General features: G+C 63.3%; 17 protein-coding genes and 1 pseudogene. 5 read left to right on the top strand and 13 right to left on the bottom strand.

Translation table 11 applies throughout. The annotated features are described in order from the left end of the window. Positions 1-147: 147 nt before the first annotated feature. From X726_RS156375 to X726_RS156385, 3 genes are read left to right on the top strand one after another with little or no spacing between them, the layout of a single operon-like run. Positions 148-3,078, top strand: a complete 2,931-nt coding sequence (locus tag X726_RS156375; protein ID WP_023669603.1) for a molybdopterin oxidoreductase family protein — start codon at positions 148-150, stop codon at positions 3,076-3,078. Beyond that, a complete protein-coding gene (locus X726_RS156380) occupies positions 3,075-3,803 on the top strand; it encodes a 4Fe-4S dicluster domain-containing protein (protein ID WP_023669602.1) in 729 nt (242 codons plus the stop codon). The genes X726_RS156375 and X726_RS156380 overlap by 4 nt, the downstream gene beginning before the upstream one ends. Before the next feature lie 5 nt (positions 3,804-3,808). Further along, positions 3,809-4,747: a DmsC/YnfH family molybdoenzyme membrane anchor subunit gene (locus X726_RS156385; RefSeq protein WP_023669601.1), complete on the top strand. Its 939-nt coding sequence runs from the start codon at positions 3,809-3,811 to the stop codon at positions 4,745-4,747. 12 nt (positions 4,748-4,759) lie between these two features. Here the strand turns inward: X726_RS156385 and X726_RS156390 are convergent, their stop codons facing one another. After that, positions 4,760-5,638 carry a LysR substrate-binding domain-containing protein gene (locus X726_RS156390; protein ID WP_023669600.1) on the bottom strand — a complete coding sequence of 293 codons (879 nt, stop codon included), beginning with the start codon at positions 5,636-5,638 and terminating at the stop codon, positions 4,760-4,762. 94 nt (positions 5,639-5,732) lie between these two features. Between X726_RS156390 and X726_RS156395 the strand changes: the two genes are divergently transcribed. Beyond that, the gene (locus X726_RS156395) at positions 5,733-6,704 is read left to right on the top strand and encodes a quinone oxidoreductase (RefSeq protein WP_023669599.1); all 972 of its coding nucleotides are present in this window, start codon (positions 5,733-5,735) and stop codon (positions 6,702-6,704) included. A 4-nt stretch (positions 6,705-6,708) separates the two neighbouring features. Here the strand turns inward: X726_RS156395 and pdeM are convergent, their stop codons facing one another. The 5 genes and pseudogenes from pdeM to X726_RS156415 all read right to left on the bottom strand — a co-directional run bounded on the left by pdeM (position 6,709) and on the right by X726_RS156415 (position 12,848). Next, positions 6,709-7,425, bottom strand: a complete 717-nt coding sequence (gene pdeM, locus X726_RS156400) for a ligase-associated DNA damage response endonuclease PdeM (protein ID WP_023669598.1) — start codon at positions 7,423-7,425, stop codon at positions 6,709-6,711. Next, positions 7,422-9,976 (bottom strand): annotated as a pseudogene (locus tag X726_RS01000000166860) (ligase-associated DNA damage response DEXH box helicase). The gene pdeM and the pseudogene X726_RS01000000166860 overlap by 4 nt, the downstream one beginning before the upstream one ends. A 200-nt stretch (positions 9,977-10,176) precedes the next feature. Continuing rightward, positions 10,177-11,037: an NlpC/P60 family protein gene (locus X726_RS156405; protein WP_023669597.1), complete on the bottom strand. Its 861-nt coding sequence runs from the start codon at positions 11,035-11,037 to the stop codon at positions 10,177-10,179. A 29-nt stretch (positions 11,038-11,066) separates the two neighbouring features. Continuing rightward, positions 11,067-11,417, bottom strand: a complete 351-nt coding sequence (locus X726_RS156410) for a MarR family winged helix-turn-helix transcriptional regulator (RefSeq protein ID WP_023669596.1) — start codon at positions 11,415-11,417, stop codon at positions 11,067-11,069. A gap of 69 nt (positions 11,418-11,486) precedes the next feature. Continuing rightward, on the bottom strand, positions 11,487-12,848 hold the full coding sequence (locus X726_RS156415; protein ID WP_023669595.1) for a leucyl aminopeptidase family protein: 1,362 nt from the start codon (positions 12,846-12,848) through the stop codon (positions 11,487-11,489). Between the two features lie 237 nt (positions 12,849-13,085). On the opposite strand from X726_RS156415, the gene X726_RS156420 reads away from it, so the two are divergent. Further along, the gene (locus X726_RS156420; protein ID WP_023669594.1) at positions 13,086-13,907 is read left to right on the top strand and encodes a tetratricopeptide repeat protein; all 822 of its coding nucleotides are present in this window, start codon (positions 13,086-13,088) and stop codon (positions 13,905-13,907) included. A gap of 113 nt (positions 13,908-14,020) precedes the next feature. Here the strand turns inward: X726_RS156420 and X726_RS156425 are convergent, their stop codons facing one another. From X726_RS156425 to cpaB, 7 genes are all read right to left on the bottom strand, one after another. Then, a complete protein-coding gene (locus X726_RS156425; RefSeq protein WP_023669593.1) occupies positions 14,021-15,037 on the bottom strand; it encodes a type II secretion system F family protein in 1,017 nt (338 codons plus the stop codon). 40 nt (positions 15,038-15,077) lie between these two features. Next, on the bottom strand, positions 15,078-16,091 hold the full coding sequence (locus X726_RS156430; RefSeq protein ID WP_023669592.1) for a type II secretion system F family protein: 1,014 nt from the start codon (positions 16,089-16,091) through the stop codon (positions 15,078-15,080). 155 nt (positions 16,092-16,246) lie between these two features. Further along, entirely contained in the window at positions 16,247-17,755 is a 1,509-nt protein-coding gene (locus X726_RS156435; protein WP_023669591.1) for a CpaF family protein, read from the bottom strand. An 86-nt stretch (positions 17,756-17,841) separates the two neighbouring features. Then, complete coding sequence (locus X726_RS156440; RefSeq protein WP_023669590.1) at positions 17,842-19,125, bottom strand: CpaE family protein; 1,284 nt, start codon at positions 19,123-19,125, stop codon at positions 17,842-17,844. Positions 19,126-19,180: 55 nt separating this feature from the next. Beyond that, positions 19,181-19,918, bottom strand: coding sequence for a CpaD family pilus assembly protein (locus X726_RS156445; protein ID WP_023669589.1), 738 nt, complete (start codon positions 19,916-19,918; stop codon positions 19,181-19,183). A gap of 14 nt (positions 19,919-19,932) precedes the next feature. Beyond that, the gene (locus tag X726_RS156450; protein WP_023669588.1) at positions 19,933-21,462 is read right to left on the bottom strand and encodes a type II and III secretion system protein family protein; all 1,530 of its coding nucleotides are present in this window, start codon (positions 21,460-21,462) and stop codon (positions 19,933-19,935) included. Beyond that, the gene (gene cpaB / locus X726_RS156455) at positions 21,459-22,271 is read right to left on the bottom strand and encodes a Flp pilus assembly protein CpaB (RefSeq protein ID WP_023669587.1); all 813 of its coding nucleotides are present in this window, start codon (positions 22,269-22,271) and stop codon (positions 21,459-21,461) included. The genes X726_RS156450 and cpaB overlap by 4 nt, the downstream gene beginning before the upstream one ends. Positions 22,272-22,380: the final 109 nt, after the last annotated feature.

Here is a 22,380-nt window from a genome sequence, read left to right as displayed (position 1 = left end):
GCGGTTCAGATCCCTGTTTGCGCATTGGACCCGTGGCCTCAGGCGGCGGCTGGCCGGCGATCGATATCATCCTGAAGAACACTATATGCGTGGCCCCGGACCGAAGACGCGGGCCAAATTCGCAGGTAGCAAAAGCACGCCGGCATCATGAACCCAGCTGCGCCGCGCGGAGCCAATTCCGCACCGTCGCAACGGCCGCTTGGCGATACACGCGCGCCTGATGAAGGCGACGGCGTCGACACCTCGCCCGCTATCTCCGACAGCATCGCCAAGACCACCTGTTATATGTGCGCCTGCCGGTGCGGCATCGACGTCCACATCAAGGACGGCAAGGTGCGCTACATCAACGGCAACAAGGCCCATCCGGTTAACCGCGGCGTGATCTGCGGCAAGGGCAGCTCCGGCATCATGCAGCACTACAGCCCGGCGCGGCTGAAGAAGCCGCTGTTGCGCAGCGGCCTGCGCGGCTCGGGCGAATTCCGCGAGATCGAGTGGGAGGAAGCGTTTTCGATTGCGACCGGGCGGCTATCGCATATCCGCCGGACCGATCCGAAAAAGCTCGCCTTCTTCACCGGGCGCGACCAGTCGCAGTCGCTGACCGGCTGGTGGGCGAGCCAGTTCGGCACGCCGAACTTCGCCGCCCATGGCGGCTTCTGCTCGGTCAACATGGCGGCCGGCGGGCTCTACACGATCGGCGGCTCGTTCTGGGAGTTCGGCGAGCCGGACTGGGACAATACGAAATACTTCATGCTGTTCGGCGTCGCCGAGGACCATGATTCCAACCCAATCAAGATCGGCTTGGGTAAACTCAAGGCGCGCGGCGCCAAGGTGGTGTCGATCAACCCGTGCCGCACGGGCTACAACGCGATTGCCGACGACTGGATCGGGATCCGGCCCGGCACCGACGGCCTCTTCGTCTTCGCCCTCATCCACGAACTGCTCAAGGCAGGCCGCATCGATCTCGATTATCTGCTCCGCTACACCAACGCCCATGTGCTGGTCATCCAGGAGCCGGGCGCGGCCGATGACGGGCTGTTCCTGCGCGACAGCGACAACAATCTTCTCGCGTGGGACAGAGTGGCGAAGACAACCGTCAACGCAGCCGATGCGGATGCGAAGCCGGCGCTGACGGGCAGCTTCACGTTCGCCGGTCGCCGCTGTGTGCCGGTGTTCCAGCTCATCGCCGACCGCTACATGGACGACAGCTACGCACCCGATGCGGTCGCGGCACGATGCGGCATTCCGGCCGACACCATCCGCCGGATCGCCGCCGAACTCGCCCACGTCGCCTTCGAACAGACGATCGAACTGCCGGTTGCGTGGACCGACTGGGCCGGACGACGGCACGAGACGATCAAGGGACGGCCGGTGTCGATGCATGCCATGCGCGGCATCTCGGCCCACTCCAACGGCTTTCACTCCTGCCGCGCCATCCACCTGCTGCAGGTGCTGCTCGGCACGGTGGACGTGCCCGGCGGCTTCCGTTTCAAGCCGCCCTACCCGCGCTCGGCGCCGCCGGGACCGAAGCCGACCGGCAAGGTGGTCAAGCCGATGACGCCGCTCGACGGCATGCCGCTCGGCTTCGTCTGCGGGCCGGACGATCTCCTGGTCGACGAGGCCGGAACGCCGCTCCGCATCGACAAGGCTTATTCCTGGGATGCGCCGCTCGCCGCGCATGGGCTGATGCATACGGTCATCCGCAATGCGTGGGCCGGCGACCCATACCCGATCGACACGCTGATGATGTACATGTCGAACATGGCGTGGAATTCCTCGATGAACACCGTCGAGACCATTGCCATGCTCACCGACCATGACGAAGCGGGTAACTACAAGATCCCCTTCATCATCTATTCCGACGCCTATTATTCCGAGACGGTGCCGTTCGCCGATCTGGTGCTGCCCGACACCACCTATCTCGAACGTCACGACTGCATCAGCCTGCTCGACCGGCCGATCAGCCATGCCGACGGGCCGGGCGACGCGATCCGCCGTCCGGTGGTCGAACCGGACCGAGATGTCAGGCCGTTCCAATCGGTGCTGATCGAACTTGGCGCTCGGCTTGGCCTGCCCGGCTTCGTCGAGGACGATGGCTCGGCCAGATATGCCGACTATGCCGACTACATCGTCAATCACGAACGCACGCCCGGCATTGGCCCGCTCGCCGGCTGGCGCGGCAAGGACGGCACGTCTGTCGGCAAGGGCGAAGTCAATCCCGACCAGCTGCAGCGCTACATCTACAATGGCGGCTTCTGGCACCAGGATTTTGCTGAGGACCAGCGCTATTACAAGATGGCCAACCGCTCCTATCTCGACTTCGCAGAGCAGATGGGGTTCATCCCCAAGGCCGAGCCGATCGTGTTCCAGCTCTATTGCGAACCGATGCAGCGCTTTCGCCTCGCCGCGCGCGGTCATGGTCGCGTCCAGCCGCCCGAGAGCGAACGCCAGCGCATCGAGACCTATATGGATCCGCTGCCGTTCTGGTTTACCCCGTTCGAAGAGGCCGCGGTCGATCCGCAGAAATACCCGCTGCATGCGCTGACGCAGCGGCCTATGCACATGTATCATTCCTGGGGCTCGCAGAATGCGTGGCTGCGGCAAATCACCAGCCAGAACCGCCTGTTCGTGCACCACCAGACCGCGGCAGTTCTCGACCTGGCCGACGACGACTGGGTGTGGATCGAAAGTATCAACGGCCGGGTGAAGGGACAGATCAAGCTGGTCGACGGGGTCAATGCGGATACGGTCTGGACCTGGAACGCCATCGGCAAAAGGCGCGGCGCCTGGGGTCTGAAGGACAACGCTGCCGAGAGCAATCGCGGCTTCCTGCTCAACCACATTATCGGCGACCAGACATCGGCTGACGCGAAAGGCAAACGCTATTCGAATTCCGATCCGGTGACCGGCCAGGCGGCGTGGTTCGACCTCAGGGTACGCATTGTCAAATGCTCTGATGAGGAAGCCGGCTTCACCGAACCGCAATTCGAGCGTTTCAGCCAGCCGCCAAATGTCGAGCCTTCGCCCGACATCCTTCGCTTCGGCGCCGAGTTCCGCGTCCATACGGAAGCCGTGGAATGACCTGCCTTCCCGCCCATACAGACAAGAAGCTTGGCCTGGTCATCGACCTCGACACCTGCGTCGGCTGCCAGGCCTGCGTCACCGCCTGCAAGGAGTGGAACACCGGCGGCCACATGGCGCCACTGACCGACATCGACCCCTATGGCGGCCATGTCGACGGCGTCTGGTTCAACCGCGTACACAGCTATGAGCACATCACCGAAGCGGGCGGGCGCACCGTCAACTTCCCCCGCTCCTGCCTGCATTGCGAGACGCCGGCCTGCGTCACCGTCTGCCCGACCGGCGCCTCCTACAAGCGGGCATCGGACGGCATCGTGCTGATCGACGAAAGCAAATGCATCGGCTGCAAACTGTGCAGCTGGGCCTGTCCCTATGGCGCGCGCGAATTCGACCCCGATGTTGGCGTGATGAAGAAATGCACGCTGTGCGTCGACCGCATCTACAATGACAATCTGGCCGAGGAAGACCGCGTGCCGGCCTGCGTAGCCGCCTGCCCGACCAGCGCCCGGCATTTCGGCGATCTCGGCGATCCTTCGTCGGCTGTCTCGCAATTGGTGGCGGAGCGTGGCGGCGTCGACCTGATGCCGGAGATGGGCTACAAGCCGACCAACAAGTACCTGCCGCCGCGCGCCCGGCGTGCCGCATCGGTGCCGGCGGCAAGGCTCGACCCGGTCAGGGCCGAAGGCGGTTTCCTCGGCTGGGTCGACCGCATGCTTTCGAACTGATATCCATGCATCCTGCCGCCTCGGTCGTTTTCTTCACCACTGCTACAGGAGCGGGCTACGGACTGCTGGCGCTGCTTGGCGTGCTGGGCGGGCTGGGCTTCATCCCGGCCGATTTCTGGCTTGGCCTTATCGGAATGGGGCTGGCGCTTGGGCTGATTGCTGCCGGCCTTTTGTCTTCGACCGTCCATCTCGGCCGCCCCGAACGCGCATGGCGCGCCTTCTCGCAATGGCGCAGTTCCTGGCTGTCGCGCGAAGGCGTGGCCTCGGTCGCGACCTTCATTCCCGCCGGGCTGTTCGGCATCGGCTGGGTGTTTTTTGGCCGCACCGGAGGCTGGATGGCCATCGCCGGGTTTCTCGCAACTATCGGCGCAATCGTCACCGTCTGCACCACCGGCATGATCTATGCCTCGCTGAAGCCGATCGCGCAGTGGCATAGCCCGTATACGCTGCCGGGCTATCTCATCTTTGCGGCGATGACCGGCAGCGTGCTGTTGAACGCGCTGCTGCAGGCTTTCGCCATCAGCCCGACCGCCGTTGCGGTAGCCGCCCTGCTGCTGACCTTGCTCGGCTGGGGCTGGAAGCTGGCGACGTGGCGATACAATGACGCGCTGGAGATCGCGACCACCGCCAACACGGCGACAGGCCTCGCCGGAGGGACGGTGCGCTCGCTGGAATGGCCGCACACCGAGGAGAACTACCTGCTCAAGGAAATGGGCTTTCGCATCGCCCGCAAGCACGGTGCAAAGCTGCGGCTGATCACGCAGTTGCTGGCTTTCGCCTTGCCTGCCCTGCTGCTGCTTTCTGTCTTATTCGCTTTGCCCTGGCCATTCGCAGCGGTGCTGTCGGTGCTTGCGGCAACCGTCCAGTTCGCCGGCATGCTGGTCGAGCGCTGGCTGTTCTTCGCCGAGGCCAAGCACACCGTCACCCTCTATTACGGCCGGTAGAGCGTCCCGCCGTCAGGCGGCCCGTGCTCGTGGCGCCGCCGGCAAATCCTTAAGCAGGATTTCGATCGCGGCATCGATTACAGCTGTCCTGCGGTCGTGCGCGTAAAGGCCGTATTGGACCGTGAGCGGCTCGGGCAGGCCGGCTGACGTCTTCAGCACCCGCATCGAAGCGGTGCGCACGGATTCGGGCGGAAGCAGTCCAACGCCCAGTCCGTTCTCGATGGCGGCCTGAAGGCCGGTGACGCTCTGGCACGACAGGACGATCCGGTGCTCCCGGCCGGCGGCGACCAGCGCCTCGATCATCCGCCTGCGCCAAGGGCAGGTTGCGCCGAAGGCGGCGAGATCGAGTGGCCGGTCATGGTCCAGCACATAGTCCTGGGCGCAGACCCACTGCAGTTCGACGTTCCATGTCGTCACGGCATCGGCCGCGACGACGGATGTCGGGGCAATCATGACATCCAGCGCATCCTCGCTCCACAGCCGTCCCAGCGCGACGCTGTGCTCGACCATCGCGTCGAGGCTGATGTCGGGATATGTGCGATGCAGCCGCCCAAGCGCGGCCGAAAGCGCGGCCGTGGTGACCTCTTCGGCAAGACCAATACGCACGCCGCCGCCAATGCTAGCCTGCTGCAGACGCGCCACCGCTTCATCGCCGAGAGCGAGGATGCGGGTCGCGTATCCCAGAAAGAGCTCGCCTTCCGCAGTCGGCACAACGCCGCGGCCGGTGCGCTGGAACAGATGCCGCTGGAGCAGGCCCTCCAGCCGGCGCATCTGCATGCTTAGCGCCGATTGGGTCTTACCGGTCTGCGCGGCGACCCTGCTCAGGCTACCTTGCCGGCAGACCGCGACATAGGTGCGGAGAAGGTCGAGGCCGATCTGTTCAGATATCATTTTGTTTGAACTCTGATGTCATCGGTATCAGTCTACAATGATATCCCGCCACGCGCTATCTCACACTCAAGAGAACAGCGCAGGGAAGAAAACCATGAAAGCGATCCGTGTTCACCGCCATGGCGGGCCAGATGTGCTCGCCTACGAAGATGTCGACATCGGCCAGCCCGGACCGGGCGAGGTGCGCGTGCGCAACCGGGCGGTCGGTCTCAACTTCGTCGACATCTATTTTCGCACCGGCGAATACGCGCCGCCCGCTCTGCCATTCATTCCCGGCAATGAAGGCGCCGGCGAAATCGTCGCCGTCGGTGAAGGCGTCAGCGGCTTCGCGCCTGGCGACCGAGTCGCCTATGTCGAGACCCTCGGCGCCTATGCCGAAGAACGCATCGTGCCAGCGCATTTCGTCGTGCATCTGCCCGACGCCATCGATTTCGAGACAGGTGCGGCGATGATGCTGAAAGGGCTGACGGCGCAATATCTGCTGCGCCGCACGTTTCGCGTCGAGGCGGGCCATACCATCCTGGTGCATGCCGCGGCGGGCGGCGTCGGCCTCATCCTGACGCAATGGGCCAAACATCTCGGCGCGACCGTCATCGGCACGGTCGGTTCACCCGAAAAGGCCGAACTTGCGCGCGCCAATGGCTGCGACCATGTCATCGACTACAGCAAAGAGAATTTCGCCGCACGGGTGAAAGAGGTCACCAACGGCGAAGGCTGCCACGCCGTCTATGACGGCGTCGGCAACGCGACCTTCCCCGCCTCGCTCGACTGCCTGCAGCCGTTCGGCACCTTCGTCAGCTACGGCACAGCGTCGGGGTCGATCCCGCCCTTCGACATCATGCTTTTGATGCAAAAGGGTTCGCTGTTCGCCACCTGGCAGTTGCTGTTCCATCATCTCGCCAGGCGTGAGGACGTCGTCGCCATGAGCGAGGATCTGTTCAACGTCGTCCTCAGCGGCGCAGTGAAAATCCCGGTGCACACAAGCATGCCGCTTGCCGAAGTGGCGGAGGCGCACCGCCGGCTCGAAGCACGGCAGACGACAGGCGCAACCGTGCTTATACCGTAGAAACTCAGCCCGGCCGCAGCATCGAACCGGAAATGGCGAAGATGCGCGCGGCGCCCATCATATAAGCTATCAACGTCTCGCGGCGGAACAGGCCGGCATAGGCGCGGTCGAGCACGTTGAGCGAGCCGGTATAAGCGCCGAAGGCCGGCATGATCATGCGGCCGCCATCGCCGGCAAAGCAGCGCCGCCGCACCGAGCGGCCCTGCTGGACGATGCGGGCGCAAGGGTGAAGATGGCCGGCAACTTCGCCCTCGGTTCTTATCTTCGACGGCTCGTGGCGGAACAGCAGCGAGCCGATGGCGAGTTCGCGCACCGTCTCGCCGGGCAAATCCGCCGGCGCTTCCGGGTCATGGTTGCCGGCGACCCAGAACCAGTCGCGGCCGGCCATCAATGCTTCCAGCCGATCGCGGAAGGTTTGATGCATGCGCTCGGCGCCGCCGCCGTCGTGGAAGGAGTCGCCCAGGCTGATGACGATGGCCGGCTGGTAGTCCGCGATTACCGCCTGCAGCCGGAGCAGAGTGGCGCCGGTATCGTAGGGCGGGATCAGTGCGCCGCGCCTGGCGAAGGACGAGCCCTTTTCCAGATGCAGGTCGGAGACCGCGAGCAGCCTCAGATCGGGGAAATAGAGCACGCCGCGCGAATCACAGACCGCGCGCTCGCCCGCGATGCCGACAAAGTCGGCCTCGGCGATCAGCGATGCCCGCGCCAGCGAAAAATTCATTCCTCAACCATCCCAGGACCCATGGCTTCCTCGACCAAAGTCGCGGCATCCATCAGCAGCGTTTCGTCGGCCTCGCCGTTCACCGGCATCTTGCCGATTTCGAGCATGATCGGCACGGCCAGCGGCGATATCTGTTCGAGTGCCTTATGCACGATTCGACCCTGGATACGCGAGAGCATGTCGGCAAGTCTGCTGACATCGAGCAGACCGGTCGCCGCGTCGGCGCGCGTCGCCTGCAGCAGGATGTGGTCGGGCTCATGGCTGCGCAGCACGTCATAGATCAGATCGGTCGAGACGGTGACCTGGCGGCCGCTTTTCTCCTGGCCGGGGTGACGTTTCTCGATCAGGCCTGAAATCAGCGCGCAGTTGCGGAAGGTGCGCTTGAGCAGCCAGCTGTCGGCCAGCCAAGCCTCGAGGTCGTCGCCCAGCATGTCCTGGTCGAACAGAGCGCCAAGCGAAGGTTTCCGCGATTTGAACATCGCGCCCATATCGCCCAGCGACCAGATGGCCAATGCGTAGTCGGTGGCGACGAAGCCAAGCGGCCTGGCGCCGGCCCTGTCCAGCCGGCGGGTGAGCAGCATGCCGAGCGTCTGGTGCGCCAGCCTGCCCTCGAAAGGATAAGCGACGAGATAGTGACGGTTGCCGCGCGGAAAGGTCTCGATCAAGAGGTCGTCGCGTTTGGGCAATACCGATTTGTCGGCCTGGAACCGCAGCCAGTCCGATACCTGCTCGGGCAGCTTCTTCCAGCGCTGCGGGTCGTCCAGCATGGCGCGCACCTGCTCGGCGAGGTAAGTCGAAAGCGGAAATTTGCCGCCGCCATAATAAGGAACCTTGGCGTCGCTTCCCGGCGCATTCGAGACGAAGCATTCGTTCTCGCGGATGCCTTCGAAGCGCAGCACTTTGCCGGCAAACATGAAGGTGTCGCCATGCGTCAGCGTTTCGAGGAAGGCCTCCTCGATCTTGCCCAGAGCCCGGCCGCCGTGCGAAGCCGAGCCTTTGCTGCCGGCCTTGACGTAACGCACATTGAGCGCCGGCACCTCGATGATGGTGCCGACGTTCAGCCGATATTGCTGCGCGACGCGGGGATTGGAGACCCGCCACATGCCGTCCTTGTTGAGGCGGATGCGGGCGTAGCGCTCGTAGTTCTTCAGTGCGTAGCCGCCGGTGGCGACGAAATCAATGACGCGGTCGAATGTCGGCCGGTCGAGGCTGGCATAGGGCGCTGCTGTCAGCACTTCCTCGTAGAGATCGTCGGCGCGAAACGGCGCTCCGCAGGCGCAGCCCAGCACATGCTGGGCCAGCACATCGAGCCCGCCATTGACCAGCGGCGGCGTATCCTGGGCGCCCAGATAGTTGGCGTCCAGCGCTGCCCGGCACTCCAGCACCTCGAAACGATTGGCCGGGATCAGGATCGCCTTCGACGGCTCGTCCATGCGGTGATTGGCGCGGCCGATGCGCTGCGCCAGCCGGCTGGCGCCCTTGGGCGCGCCGACATGGACGACCAGATCGACATCGCCCCAATCGATGCCAAGGTCGAGCGTCGAGGTGGCGACGATGGCACGGAGCGCGTTTTCCCCCATCGCCTTCTCGACGCGTCGGCGCTGGGCGACATCGAGCGAGCCGTGATGCAGCGCGATCGGCAAGGTATCCTCGTTGACCCGCCACAATTCCTGAAACAGCAGCTCGGCCTGGCTGCGGGTGTTGACGAACAGCAGGGTGGTCTTGTGGCGCTTGATCTCGCGGTAGATTTCCGGCGTCGCATAGCGCGCCGAATGGCCGGCCCATGGCACGCGCTCTTCCGAATCGAGGATCGAGATTTCGGGCTTCGCGCCGCCGGTTACGACGATGAGCTCAGACATATCGGGACTTGCCAGGCCTTTGGGCGGATTCTGGCTCACCAGCCAGCGCCGCAACTCGTCGGGCTCGGCCACCGTTGCCGACAGACCGATCGTCTGCAGGCCGGGCACGATGCTGCGCAGCCGCGCCAGCCCGAGCGCCAGCAGATGGCCGCGTTTCGATGTCACCAGCGAATGCAACTCGTCGAGCACGACATAGCGCAGATCCTCGAAGAAGCGCCCGGCATCGCCGGCCGCGATCAGCAGCGCCAATTGCTCGGGCGTGGTCAAAAGGATGTCGGGCGGCGCCAGTTTCTGGCGCTGCCGCTTGTGCGAAGGGGTGTCGCCGGTGCGCGTCTCGATGGTGACGGGCAGGCCGATCTCCTCCACCGGCTTGCCGAGATTGCGCTCGATGTCGACGGCCAGCGCCTTGAGTGGCGAGATGTAGAGCGTGTGGATACCGCGCCGTGCCGCGCCAGGCTTGCGCTTGGGACGGTTGGCCAGTTCGGTAAGCGACGGCAGGAAGCCGGCCAGCGTCTTGCCGGCGCCGGTCGGTGCGATCAAGAGCATCGATTGCCCCGCTTGAGCCTTCGCCAGCAGCTCGATCTGATGAGCGCGCGGCGACCNGACCAGCCTTTTTCGCCGAACCATCTGATGAATGGTTCGGGCAGAAGGACGGCGGCATTCTGTTTGGCAAGGCGCGGCTGCTCGGTCACGCGAAAGAGGTAGCGCGACGGCGCGCGATCGCCAAGGAAATTCGGAACAAAAGGTGATCGGGTGAGCTATCCCTCGCCGCGTTTAGGCGGAGAGGATGCCGGCAGGCAGGTGAGGCGCAGCGCGACCTTTCAGTCGCTGGCGTCGCCCCTCATCCGCCCTTCGGGCACCTTTCCCCGTGAACGGGGCGAAGGAAGAGGCGCTAGGGCCGCCGAAACCCCGTCGGCCCGCCATAGAGATACCCAATCCGGTCGATCGCCTCCTTCAGCCCTTCGCGCGAGACCAGCATGGTGTGGCCGTTGGCGTGGATCATGGTCTCGGCGTCGGTCATCACCGCGACATGCCCCTTCCAGAACACGAGGTCACCGCGTTTCAGCCCGGCATAATCGGGTCCCGGATCGAGCGGCTCGCCGAGGCCTGCCGCTTGCATGTCGGAATCACGCAGCACATTGCGGCCGGCCATGCGCATGGCCAGTTGCACGAGGCCAGAACAGTCGATGCCGAAGCCGGAGGTGCCGCCCCAGAGATAGGGCGTGCCGAGAAACATCTCGGCGACCGAGACATAGTCGGCAGCGATGTCACTGACCGGGCAAATATGGCCGGCGATCAGCGCCTCGCTGGAGGGCAACAGCGCATAGTGCGTGCCGCGCGTTTCGGCGGCACCGGTTACCGTCACCGTCGAGCCCATCGACAATTGGCCGCTGATCGGGAAGCGCAGATCCGGGCCAGGATAGAGGAAGGTGCGCGGCGCCGTGACGATGTGGGTTGGCGCATGCTCGCGTGCGCCCAGCATGGTGGCGCCGACGTAGCCGACATAGCCGTCGCGTTCGGCCTGGACCCAGGCCCATCCCTCGGCTTCCTCGAAGACAAGCACATCGTCGCCGAACAGTACCTGCGTGTTGACGCCGGCATCCGGGCGCGGTGCCTTGCGCACGTCAGCCACGGAGGCTGTGATCCGAGCCCGACGGCCGGTGACGAAGCGATCGGCCGAAACCTTCCCTTTCAGCCTTGCATCGGCGAGGTCGGAACGGAAGGCGTGGAGGCGGGCATCCCTGGCAGTCAAATCGGTACTCGTTCTAATTCATGGATTGATCAGATGGGCAGTTCATGAGCCCTGGCAACGATACCATCCCCGAAGCGCTCGACAAAGAGCGCGCCTTCGACCGTGCGCCGGATCAGCACATTGCGCTTGTCGAGCTCGTCGCGATGGCGTGACACCAGTTTCAGCGCACCCATAGTGTCGAGGGCGCGGGTGATGACCGGCTTGGTGACATTGAGGCGGGCTGCCAGGCCGCGCACCGTGTGCGGCGGCGGGTCGAGATAGATGGTGAACAGGATCGCCGTCTGGCGCATGGTGAGATCTGGCGCGCCGGCGCGCACCTGCGACAGCATCACCTGCTGCCATAGTCGCATCGCCTGGCTCGGACGCATCGAAATCGACATCGCGCGAGCATGACGGCAAATTGTTTCGGTTCCGTTTCAGTTTAGAGGCAGTGTGCTTTGCTCACGACCCTAGGCATAGCGCCTCGAAATGACCCGCTCCAGTGCACGGATGCCTTGCGCCTCGCCGCCGGCGGGTCCATAGGGGCGATCGGACGGGTTCCAGGCGAAGATGTCGAAATGCGCCCAGCCCGTTGTCCGTTCGACAAAGCGCTTGAGGAACAGCGCCGCCGTGACCGAGCCGGCGAAACCGTCCGTGGTGACGTTGTTGATGTCGGCGATCTTCGACGCCAGCCTGGCGTCATAGGGCCGCCACAACGGCATGCGCCACAACGGATCCTCGACGGCCACCGAGGCCGCAGCCAGTTCGGACGCCAGCGCTTCGTCGCCAGTGTAGAAAGGCGGCAGATCGGGACCGAGCGCGACACGCGCTGCCCCGGTCAGCGTCGCCATGTCGATCAGCAGTTCCGGCTCCTCGTCATCGGCCAGCGCCAGCGCATCGGCCAGCACCAGCCGCCCTTCGGCGTCGGTGTTGCCGATCTCGACGGTAATGCCCTTGCGGCTGGTCAGTACATCTCCAGGCCGGAAAGCGTTGCCGGCAATCGAATTCTCGACCGCCGGGATCAGGACGCGCAGCCGGATCTTCAGCCCGGCAGCCATGATCATCGAGGCCAGGCCCAGCACATTGGCGGCGCCGCCCATATCCTTCTTCATCAAGAGCATGCCCGACGACGGTTTGATGTCGAGGCCGCCAGTGTCGAAACAGACACCCTTGCCGACCAGCGTCACCTTCGGCGCGCCTTCCGGTCCCCAAACCATGTCGATCAGTCGCGGCGCTCCGACCGAGGCCCGGCCGACCGCATGGATCATCGGGAAATTCTGCTTCAGGAGATCATCCCCCTTGATCACCGACACCTCGGCCTTGTGAGTGGCCGCCAGGGTCCGCACGGCCTTCTCCAACTCGTCCGGTCCCATGTCGCTGGTCGGCGTGTTGACGAGGTCGCGCGCCAGGAAGACGCCGTCGGCGATGCGCCGGACGCGTCCTGCATCTACGCCGAGCGGCAGCGCAAAACGCAGCGTCTTGCCTGATTTCTTTCCGTAGCGAGTGAAGACGTAACCGCCGAGCACCAAGGCTATGGCCGCGAGTTCCGGCTCGGCTGGAGCGGCGGCAAAATGCCAGTCGCCTTCCGGCAAGGCTCTCGCCAGCATGCCGACCGCCAGCGCGCCCTCGCCATCACCGACGCCGAACAAGGCGCCGGCAAGGGAACCGTTGTCGCCGGGGACGGCGAGCGTCCTACCGGCTTCGCCGGAAAAGCCGTTGGCGGCCGCCCATGCGGTCATGGAAGGCGAAAGCCCCAAGGCCTCCAGTCCATCGCTCGCGACCAGCTGGACCGGCAGGGCAGTGTTTAGTGTCTCGATGAGTTCGACGGGCATTCGATGGTCTCCGGGAGGCTTGCAGGTCGTCCTCAGTCAAGTGACAGGGACGTCGGATAATTTCAACATCTATGCACAGGGGCCGGCATGGGACTGCCAGGCCAAAGGCTTCCGGCGGGCCGTTCACCGATCCGACGGCTCACTTTTTAACTGTCCGTTAGGGTTAACAGAATATTTCTGCGGGGATGAAGATGGCCACGTGAATGGCCACGCGCAGGAATGGAGAGCCCCGTGCCGATGCCCACCAACCGCAGGATGAACGTCACGGGCAAACGGTTGGTCACCACGGCACTGCTGATGGCGCTGGCGGCCGGTGTTGCCGGGTGCGGAACCAGCAAGCTCACGACCGGCTCGATCGGGCGCACCAGCGGCAAACCGCTGGAAACCATGTCGGCCAGCGAGTTGCACGGGGCGACCGGGCGGCTGGGCGAATCCTACGCAAAGAACCCCAACGACAAGCGGCTGGCGACAAATTTTGCGGCGGCGCTCCAGATGGACGGCGATGCCGACCAGTCGCTTGCCGTGATGCGCAAGCTGGCGATCGCCTACCCCAAGGATCGCGACGTGCTTGCCGCCTACGGCAAGGCGCTGGCCGCCAACGGCCAGTTCGAGCCGGCGCTCGACGCCGTGCGCCGGGCGCAGACGCCGGAATATCCGGACTGGCGGCTGATGTCGGCCGAGGCCGCCATTCTCGACCAGCTTGGCCAGAAGGATGAAGCGCGCCAGAACTACCGCAAGGCGCTGGACCTAAAGCCGAACGAACCCTCGATCCTTTCCAATCTCGGTATGTCCTATGTGCTGGAAGGCGATCTGCGCACCGCCGAGACCTATATGCGCTCGGCAGCCCAGCAACCGAATGCCGACAGCCGGGTGCGCCAGAACCTTGCGCTGGTCGTGGGACTGCAGGGCCGCTTCGACGAGGCCGAGAAGATCGCGTCGCAGGAGCTTTCACCCGAACAGGCGCAAGCCAATGTAGCCTATCTTCGCCAGATGCTTGCCCAGCAGAACGCCTGGAGTCAGCTCAAGGATCAGGACAAGGCAAAGCCGGCGACCAACTGAGCGCAGCATGGGCGCCGGCTCCGCACAGCGCAAAATCCGTCCACATCTCAAAGCTGAAAACAAGAGCCGCACTGCATTGGCAGTGCGGCTCTTTTGTATGGCTGCAACGAGGCCTACTGGCTTGAGGAATTGTGCTGGTCGCCGAAGATGCCGCGCTGACTGACCTGAATGCCGGCTGGGCCCAGAATGATAGCGAACAAAACCGGCAGGAAGAACAGGATCATCGGCACGGTAAGCTTAGGCGGCAGGGCGGCGGCCTTCTTCTCGGCGGCATTCATGCGCATGTCACGGCTTTCCGAGGCCAGCACGCGCAATGCGTGCGCCACGGGTGTGCCGTAGCGTTCGGCCTGGACCAGCGCCTGGGACACTGACTTCACCGACTCTAGGCCGGTACGAGCCGAGAGGTTTTCATAAGCCTGCTTGCGCTCCTGCAGATAAGAGAGTTCGGCGTTGGTCAGCACGAATTCCTCCGCCAGCGCCACCGACTGCGAACCGATCTCCTCGGAGACCTTGCGCAAGGCGGCCTCGACCGACATGCCCGATTCGACGCAGATCAGCATCAGGTCTAGCGCATCCGGCCACGCCGCCTGGATCGACTGCTTGCGCTTGGCGGCACGATTGTTGACGTAAAGGATCGGCGCGTAGAAACCGGCGTAGGCGACAAGGATGCAGACGAACAGTTTCACGAAGGCCGGCCGGTCAGGCAGTCCGCCGAGCACGAACAGATAGATCGCTGCCAGCGCGAAACCGACAAAAGGCAGGATCAGGCGGAAGAACAGGAAGCGGGTCAGCGGGTTCTGGCCACGAAAGCCCGCCACCTTGAGCTTCTGCAACGTGCCTTCATCGGCCAACGCACGCCGCAGGTCCAGCCTGTCGACGATGTTGCGCATGCCGATCGACTGCTCTTCGCGCAGCCCCTTGCGGCGACGATCGGCTTCATTGGCAAGCCGCGCGCGCTGCTTGGCGCGCAATTCGTCACGCTCCAGCGCCACCGATCTCATGCGAGTCTTGAGCTGATTGCCACCAAGGGCCGGCAGCACCGTGAAGACGGTCGCGAACACCGCAATGCCAACCAGCAACGCTATCAGGAAGGCAGGATCGGTCAGCGATCTTACGACTTGGTCGGTCATTCGTTTTCAGTCTTTTCGTTTCGAGCTTTCCAAGGTCGGCCTAAACTTCAAAGTTCATCATCTTGCGCATCACCAGAATGCCGATCGACATCCAGACGCCGGAACAGCCGAGGATCAGATTGCCGGTGCTGGTGGTGAACAGCGGCATGATGTAGTTCGGGCTCGACAGATAGACGAGAAGGGCGACGACAAAAGGCAGCGCGCCGATGATGACGGCCGACGCCTTGGCTTCCATGGAAAGCGCCTGGACCTTGGCCTTCATCTTCTTGCGATCGCGAAGCACGCGCGACAGGTTGCCAAGCGCCTCGGAGAGATTACCGCCGGCCTGTGACTGGATCTGGATAACGATTCCGAAGAAGCTTGCCTCGCTGCACGGCATGGTTTCAGCCATGCGCAAGGTGGCATCGGGGATGGACATGCCAATCTGCTGTGAATCGACAATCCGGCGGAACTCGGTCTTGACCGGCTCCGGCGATTCACTGGCGATCAGGCGAATGGCGTCGTTGAGCGGCAGGCCGGATTTGACGGCGCGCACGATGATGTCGAGGGCGTTGGGAAATTCGTTGAGGAACGCCTTGACCCGGCGCGCGCGGCGAAACGAGACGAACCAGCGCGGCAGGCCGAGCGCCCCCGCCAGCAGCGCGCCCGGCAGGACCAGAAGCGGCGCGCCGGCGAGATAGGCAAGCACCGTCAGCGCGATGCCGCAAATGACGGAGTAGATATAGAAACGCTCGATCGAGACCTGCATGCCGGCCTGACGAATCTGGGCCTTCAACGGCGGCTTCTTGACGGCGAGTTCGTTGGTTTTCTGCTTTTCGTCGAGCTGTTTCAGCGTGTCCTGGACAGATTTACGCCGCTTGACCGCCTCCGCGACACGGTCGCGCGAAGCCTTGACGACCGAACGATCGGTCTCGGCCGCCTTGATCGTCTCGAGCCGCTTGCCGGCCTGCTTCTCGTTGCTCATCTTGGTGAACAGGAAGGCATAGGCGACCGCACCGGCGCTGAAGCCGGCGAGCACGATGAACGCCAGTACGGTGGTGTCAATTCCGAACATCGACCTCGGTCCCCAGCGCATATCGCCGTTTCAAGGAAACGGCGATATGCGCTATCGCTTTGTTTTGACGCAATTCCCAAGGGAAAGCGCTACGCGCTTTTCCCGGGAAAACCGCTTCACACTTTTCCTGGAATTGCTTCCAACCTCGATATGCGTCAGTCAGCGCGTTTCTCCATCGATTCCAGCGCATTGGCGAGGCGCTGTTCCTCGCCATAGTAGCGGGCGCGATCCCAGAAATGCGGGCGGCCGATGCCGGTCGACACGTGCTCGCCAAGCAGCCTTCCATTCGAGTCCTCGCCCTTGATGTTGTAGAGCACGATATCCTGCGTGATGATGACGTCGCCTTCCATGCCGATCACCTCGGTGATGTGGGTGATGCGGCGCGAGCCGTCGCGAAGGCGTGCTGCCTGGATGATGACATCGATGGAGCCGACGACGATTTCACGCACGGTCTTCTGCGGCAGCGAATAGCCACCCATGGCGATCATGGATTCGATACGGTTCAGGCATTCGCGCGGGCTGTTGGAGTGGATCGTTCCCATCGACCCGTCATGGCCGGTGTTCATCGCCTGCAGCAGGTCGAAAACCTCCGGTCCGCGCACTTCGCCGACGATGATGCGTTCGGGCCGCATGCGCAGGCAGTTCTTGACCAGGTCGCGCATGGTCACCTCGCCTTCGCCCTCGAGATTGGGCGGGCGGGTTTCGAGACGCACCACGTGCGGCTGCTGCAGTTGCAGTTCGGCCGAGTCCTCGCAGGTGATGACGCGTTCCTCGCGGTCGATATAGTTGGTCAGGCAGTTGAGCAGCGTCGTCTTGCCAGAGCCGGTACCGCCGGAGATGACGATGTTGCAGCGGACGCGGCCGATGATCTTGAGGATCTCGGCGCCCTGCGGCGAGATGGCGCCGAACTTGACCAGCTGATCGAGCGTCAGCTTGTCCTTCTTGAACTTGCGGATGGTGAGCGCGGTGCCGTCGATGGAGAGCGGCGGGGCGATGACGTTGACGCGGGAGCCGTCGGGTAGGCGGGCGTCGCAGATCGGACTCGATTCGTCGACGCGGCGGCCAACCTGGCTGACGATGCGCTGGCAGATGTTGAGCAGCTGCTGATTGTCGCGGAAGCGGATGCCGGTCTGTTCGACCTTGCCATTGACTTCGATGTAGACGTTCTTGGAGCCGTTGACCATGATGTCGGCGATATCGTCGCGGGCGAGCAGCGGCTCCAGCGGGCCGTAGCCCAGCACATCGTTGCAGATGTCCTCGAGCAACTCTTCCTGCTCGGCGATCGACATTGCGAAATTTTTGATGGCGATGATGTCGTTGACGATGTCGCGGATTTCCTCGCGCGCGCTCTCGGGATCGAGCTTGGCGAGTTGCGACAGGTCAATGGTGTCGACGAGCGCGGAGAAGACCTGGCTCTTGGTGTCGTAGTAGGTTTCACTTTTTTCGCGCTGGATCTTTTTTGGCGGCTCCGGCGCCATCGATGGCGCCTCAACGGCACGGCGAGTTGGCGGGGTTCCCGGCGCTCCAGGCGGCGCTGCCGCGGGCCGGGCAAGTACCGCCATGTCCGCAGGCGTTGCAGTGGCCGGCGCCGCTGGCGCCGGTGCTGGCTGACGGAACTCCGGGGTGAACCGGCCGCCGTCGTCGGAGCCTCTTTTACCAAACATGATCGACTACCAATTCCGTCCAGAACATGATGCCGAAGCGGTTTTCGGACGACATCATGCTCTACTTCTTGATTTGGAGGGGAGCGTCATTTCTTGTTACGCGAGAGCTTGCCGAGCAGGCCGCCAAGGCCTGCCTTCTTCCTGGCCTTGATTTCGCTGCGACCGGTCAGGACATGCGCGATTTCGTTGATCATGCCGACGACCGGGCTCCTGGCATCCATCTCGCCCAGCATGCGGCCGTTGTTGGCGGCATTTCCAAACAACAACGGGTCGAAGGCGATGACCGACATCGGCGTGAGGCTGAGCGGTTCGGCGAAGTCGGAAGCGGATATCTCGGGTCGCTTCGGTACGCCGGCCTGGTTGATGATCAGTTTCGGCGGCGGATCGTTCGGGCGAAGCCGCGTCAGCATATCGACCAGATTCTTGGTGTTGCGCAGATTGGCCAGTTCCGGCGTCGCCGTGATGACGATCTCGTCAGCCTTGATCAGTGTGTTCTTGGTCCAGCCAGTCCAGACATGAGGAACGTCGAGCACCAGCAGCGGCACACTGCGCTGCGCGGTGTCGATGAGTTGCGTGAAGGCATCGGGATCGAAATCATAGACACGTTCGAGGGTGGAGGGCGCGGCGAGCAGCGACAGATGTTCGGCGCACTGGGCAAGCAGCCGGTCGAGATAGACCTCGTCAACTCGTTCGGGCGAAAACACGGCTTCGGCGATGCCTTGCGCAGGGTCCTGGTCGAAATTTATGTTGGCCGTCCCGAAAGCCAGGTCGAGATCGGCGACGACCACTTCCGACTTGAACAGCGATGACATCGCCCACGCTACATTGTGGGCGATGGTCGAGGAGCCGACGCCGCCCTTGGCGCCGATGAAGGCGATCGAGCGGCCGATCGGCTCGGCTTCCGGATCGACGAAGATCGATGAAACCACGGAGACGATATCGGCCATCGACACCGGCGCGATGACATATTCGGAAATACCGAAGCGGATGAGTTCGCGGTAAAGACCGACATCGTTGTAGTGGCCGATCACCACGACTTTCGAGGAGGGATCGCAATATTCGGAAAGCTGGGCAAGCTGCTCCAGCAACTGCTTCGGTTCGCTGCGCGATTCCAGCAGGATCAGGTTCGGCGTCGGCGCCGACTGGTAGAATTCGATCGCCGTGGCGATGCCGCCCATATGCACTTTCAGATGCGCCTTGGCCATGCGGCGATCCTCGCCGGCCCGCTCCACCGGATGCGCGACACCTTCCGTCTCGCAAAATGCCTGGATCGAAATACGTGGCACCGGCCGCAGCGCCTGCATCGCGGCAATATCCGATTGCGAGCTGTCGCCGCCGTCTCTGGGCGTGTCGTAGGCAAGATTGCTCATCGTCATGCTCTTTTCCGTGACTTCTCTTTCCAGTCTCTACGCGGGACTGGCGCTCCTAGTACGTCACTTCCGAATTGCCGAGGAACTCGTCCGAAATACGTCTGCCGCGATAGACGTCGATCACCGCGCCGCGGTTCTCGGCGTCGATATCGGACGACTTTCTTGGCCCGAGCAGATCGGCCGGATTGGCGAGTTGCGCGGCGAGGTTGTTCTGAGACGAGCAGCCGTAATCGGCGTAGTGCTTGTTTTCCGAAGACTCGAGAATGTCTGCGGGCCAGCGCCCGCATTTGTCGGTCTGGGCTCTCACCGAAATATAGGAGACCCGGATAGGCGCCGAGGCTTCGGGGGAAACCGACTGGTAGGAGGTCACCACGATCCGGTTTCGCTTGATGCCGCTGGCAACCGCCAGCCTGGCGAAATCGCGACCGGCGGCCGTCGCGGCGACCTCGTTGGCCGATCCGCTCGGTATCTGGATCGTCAGCGTCGGGGCGGCACTTCTGTCATAGCCATCCAGAAAACCCAGAAGCGTATCGCGCTGGGAGCCGGTCATACCGCGGTCGCCAGCGCCGACCGGCAGGTCGATCTTCTGGTTCTTCTCCGCGATCACGATCGGATGCGTGGTGCGATAATCGTCCGGAATGGCGCCTACCGTGATGCTGTCACGATGGGCGCAGCCGGCCAGCAGCGCTGCCGCCACAACCGCCAGGACTGGGACGGCTCGCCGGCAGATCCGCGAACGCCCGGCACGCATCGTTGTAGCGAACGTGCTTGCCTTCAATGCTGACTGAGACATGTCCACTTCCCCGCTCACTTATAGATGAAGCCGACAACACCGTGATAACGGCCGTTGGGCTTGTCGGTCTGCATGGTGCCGTAGACGCGATTGACCCGGCCAAGGAACATGCCGGCCCCATCGCTCGGGGCGTTGAAATTGTCGTCCGGCTTGGCGAGGTCGTTGCGTGCCACCGGCTTCACCAGATAGGGGGTGATGATGATGACGAGTTCGGTCTCGTTGCGCACAAAATCCCTGCTGCGGAAGAGCGCCCCGAGCACGGGAATCTTTGTCAGTCCAGGCAAGCCGTTGACGGCTTGCCTGACATCGTCGCGAACCAGGCCGGCGATCATCATGGAGCCCCCAGAGGGCAATTCCACCGTCGTATCGGCAAGACGCTTGCGCAGCGACAGGACGTTCGTGCCGGGACTCGTTACGCCTGAGGAGAGCGACACAGATCCCTCCGTTGTCGGCTCGGAAACCGAGGTTCTGACTTTCAGGCTGATGCGACCGGGAGACAACACCACCGGCTGGAATTCCAGGCCGATGCCGTACTCGATCTTGTCGAGAGTATAGGTCTTCAGGCCAGTCTGGTTGTCGGTGGATACGTTCGCGCTGACGCTGCTCACCATGTTGTATTCACCACCGACCTTGAAGGTCGCCTTCTCGCCTGATACGGCGGTCAAGGTCGGCTCGGCCAGGGTCTTCATGACCCCGGACTGCTCCATGGCGTTGATATAGGCCTGCAGCCCCGAGGAGCCGATATTGAAGCCCGAATTCGACAGCTGCTTGCCGAGGCCGGTGAAATTGTCGCTGATTGCGCCGTAGCTGATACCGTTGCTGCCGCCACTGCCGACCATGTTGACGCCGAGCTGCTTCATCACCGAGCGGCTGACTTCGGCCACGGTCACCTTCAGCGTCACCTGGTCGTCGCCGATGATCTGCAGCAGGTTGACGATCTTCGAGACCCGACGTTCGGCATCCGGATTGTTGATGTCGACGCCGCCATTAGCATTGCCGCCGGCCGCGGTCTGCGAATACTGGCCGGTCGTCGCTTCACCGCCGGACACAAAGATGGTTGCCAGGTCAACGGCGCGCTTGGCATCGAGCGGCGTGTCCACCACCCCGGTCAGGACGACGTTGTCGTTCAGCAATTCGACCTTGATCTCGGCATTCGGAAGGAAGCGCTTGAGGTAGTCTTCCAATCCGGCGACGTCGCGTTCGACGGCCAGATCCAGGCTGGCAATCTGCTCGCCATTGGGACCGAAGACGAAGATGTTGGTTTCGCCCACCGACTTGCCGAACAGATAGATCCGCCTTGCGGTGCGGGTCACCGCATCGGCGACCGCAGGGTTGGCGACCAGGATGTCGTAGGCATCGCTCGGCAGATCGATGACCACCGATTTGTTGAGGCCGAGCTTGACACGTTGCGTGGCGGTCGAGGCCATGACCCGGGCGCTCTTTCCGGCGGCCTTGGCGTCGACGAGGCCACTTGCATGGGCTCCGAGAAAAAGCAGGCCGATGGCCGCAGCCATGGTGACCGGCAGTTTAGCGAGTAACCTCATTTCCTTGCCCCTACTTCGGAAACTTCGCCCGATTTGATCAACCGCACCGTTCCGCGCCGCCCATTGCCGGAAACGAGGTAGTCGGCTTCATCGGTACCCTTTTCCTTGTTGTCGGTGATTGAGCGCAGCGCCAGCGTCAGGCGATCGGCCATTTGCTGGGCGACGGTGATGATCTCGGCCTGCTGCGGCGTCAGCTCCAGTGTCGCCGTCTGTCCGACCCTGGTCTTCTTGCCTTCCTCGTCCTCCTGGATGGTCTGATCGATCGCCAGGACGCGGATGTTCTTGAGGATGGTCTCGGTGGTGAATCCGCTACCGCCGTTGCCGGTGTCGGATCTGCGGGTCATGATGACGTCGACAAAATCGTTAGGCAGGATAAAGCCGCCTGCCGACGTGTCCGCCGAGATCGCGGTGGCGACGGCACGCATGCCGGTGGGCAGGATAGAAGACATGAAGCTCTGCCCCTCGCCGATCAGCTTGGAGCGCCGCAGCGGCTCACCGGTGTACATCGCCATGCGGGCGACGGAGCCCTTCAGCTTCTCCCGCGCTTCGGGTTCGGCGGCACGGGTGATGAAATTCGCATTGATGCCATCGGACGGCCAGGACTCCCAGCTGAGATTGTTTTCAAGCGGGCTTCCCATAGGCACGTCGCCGGAAAGCACGAGCACATCCTGCAAGGCGATGGCCGGCGCCTGCGGGGCATCGACGACGACCTGCTGGGGCGGGACCGCCACCATATTCTTGGCAACATAACCTGCACCACCCGCCGCGGCCACCGCCACGCCCAGAATGATCAGTCGGGATGCTGGCATCTGTCCGAACCCTCGCCTTTAGGCAACCACCTAGCCAGGCCGGACTTTGCAGCGGCAATCGTCAAAACAAGGTTAATACAATGCTTACGATCGTGATTAATTTAAGGTT

Source organism: Mesorhizobium sp. LSJC285A00 (assembly GCF_000503155.1).
Classification (GTDB): domain Bacteria; phylum Pseudomonadota; class Alphaproteobacteria; order Rhizobiales; family Rhizobiaceae; genus Mesorhizobium.
Note: the sequence above shows the minus strand (reverse complement) of the source record. Positions and strands in the feature narration are given on the sequence as shown.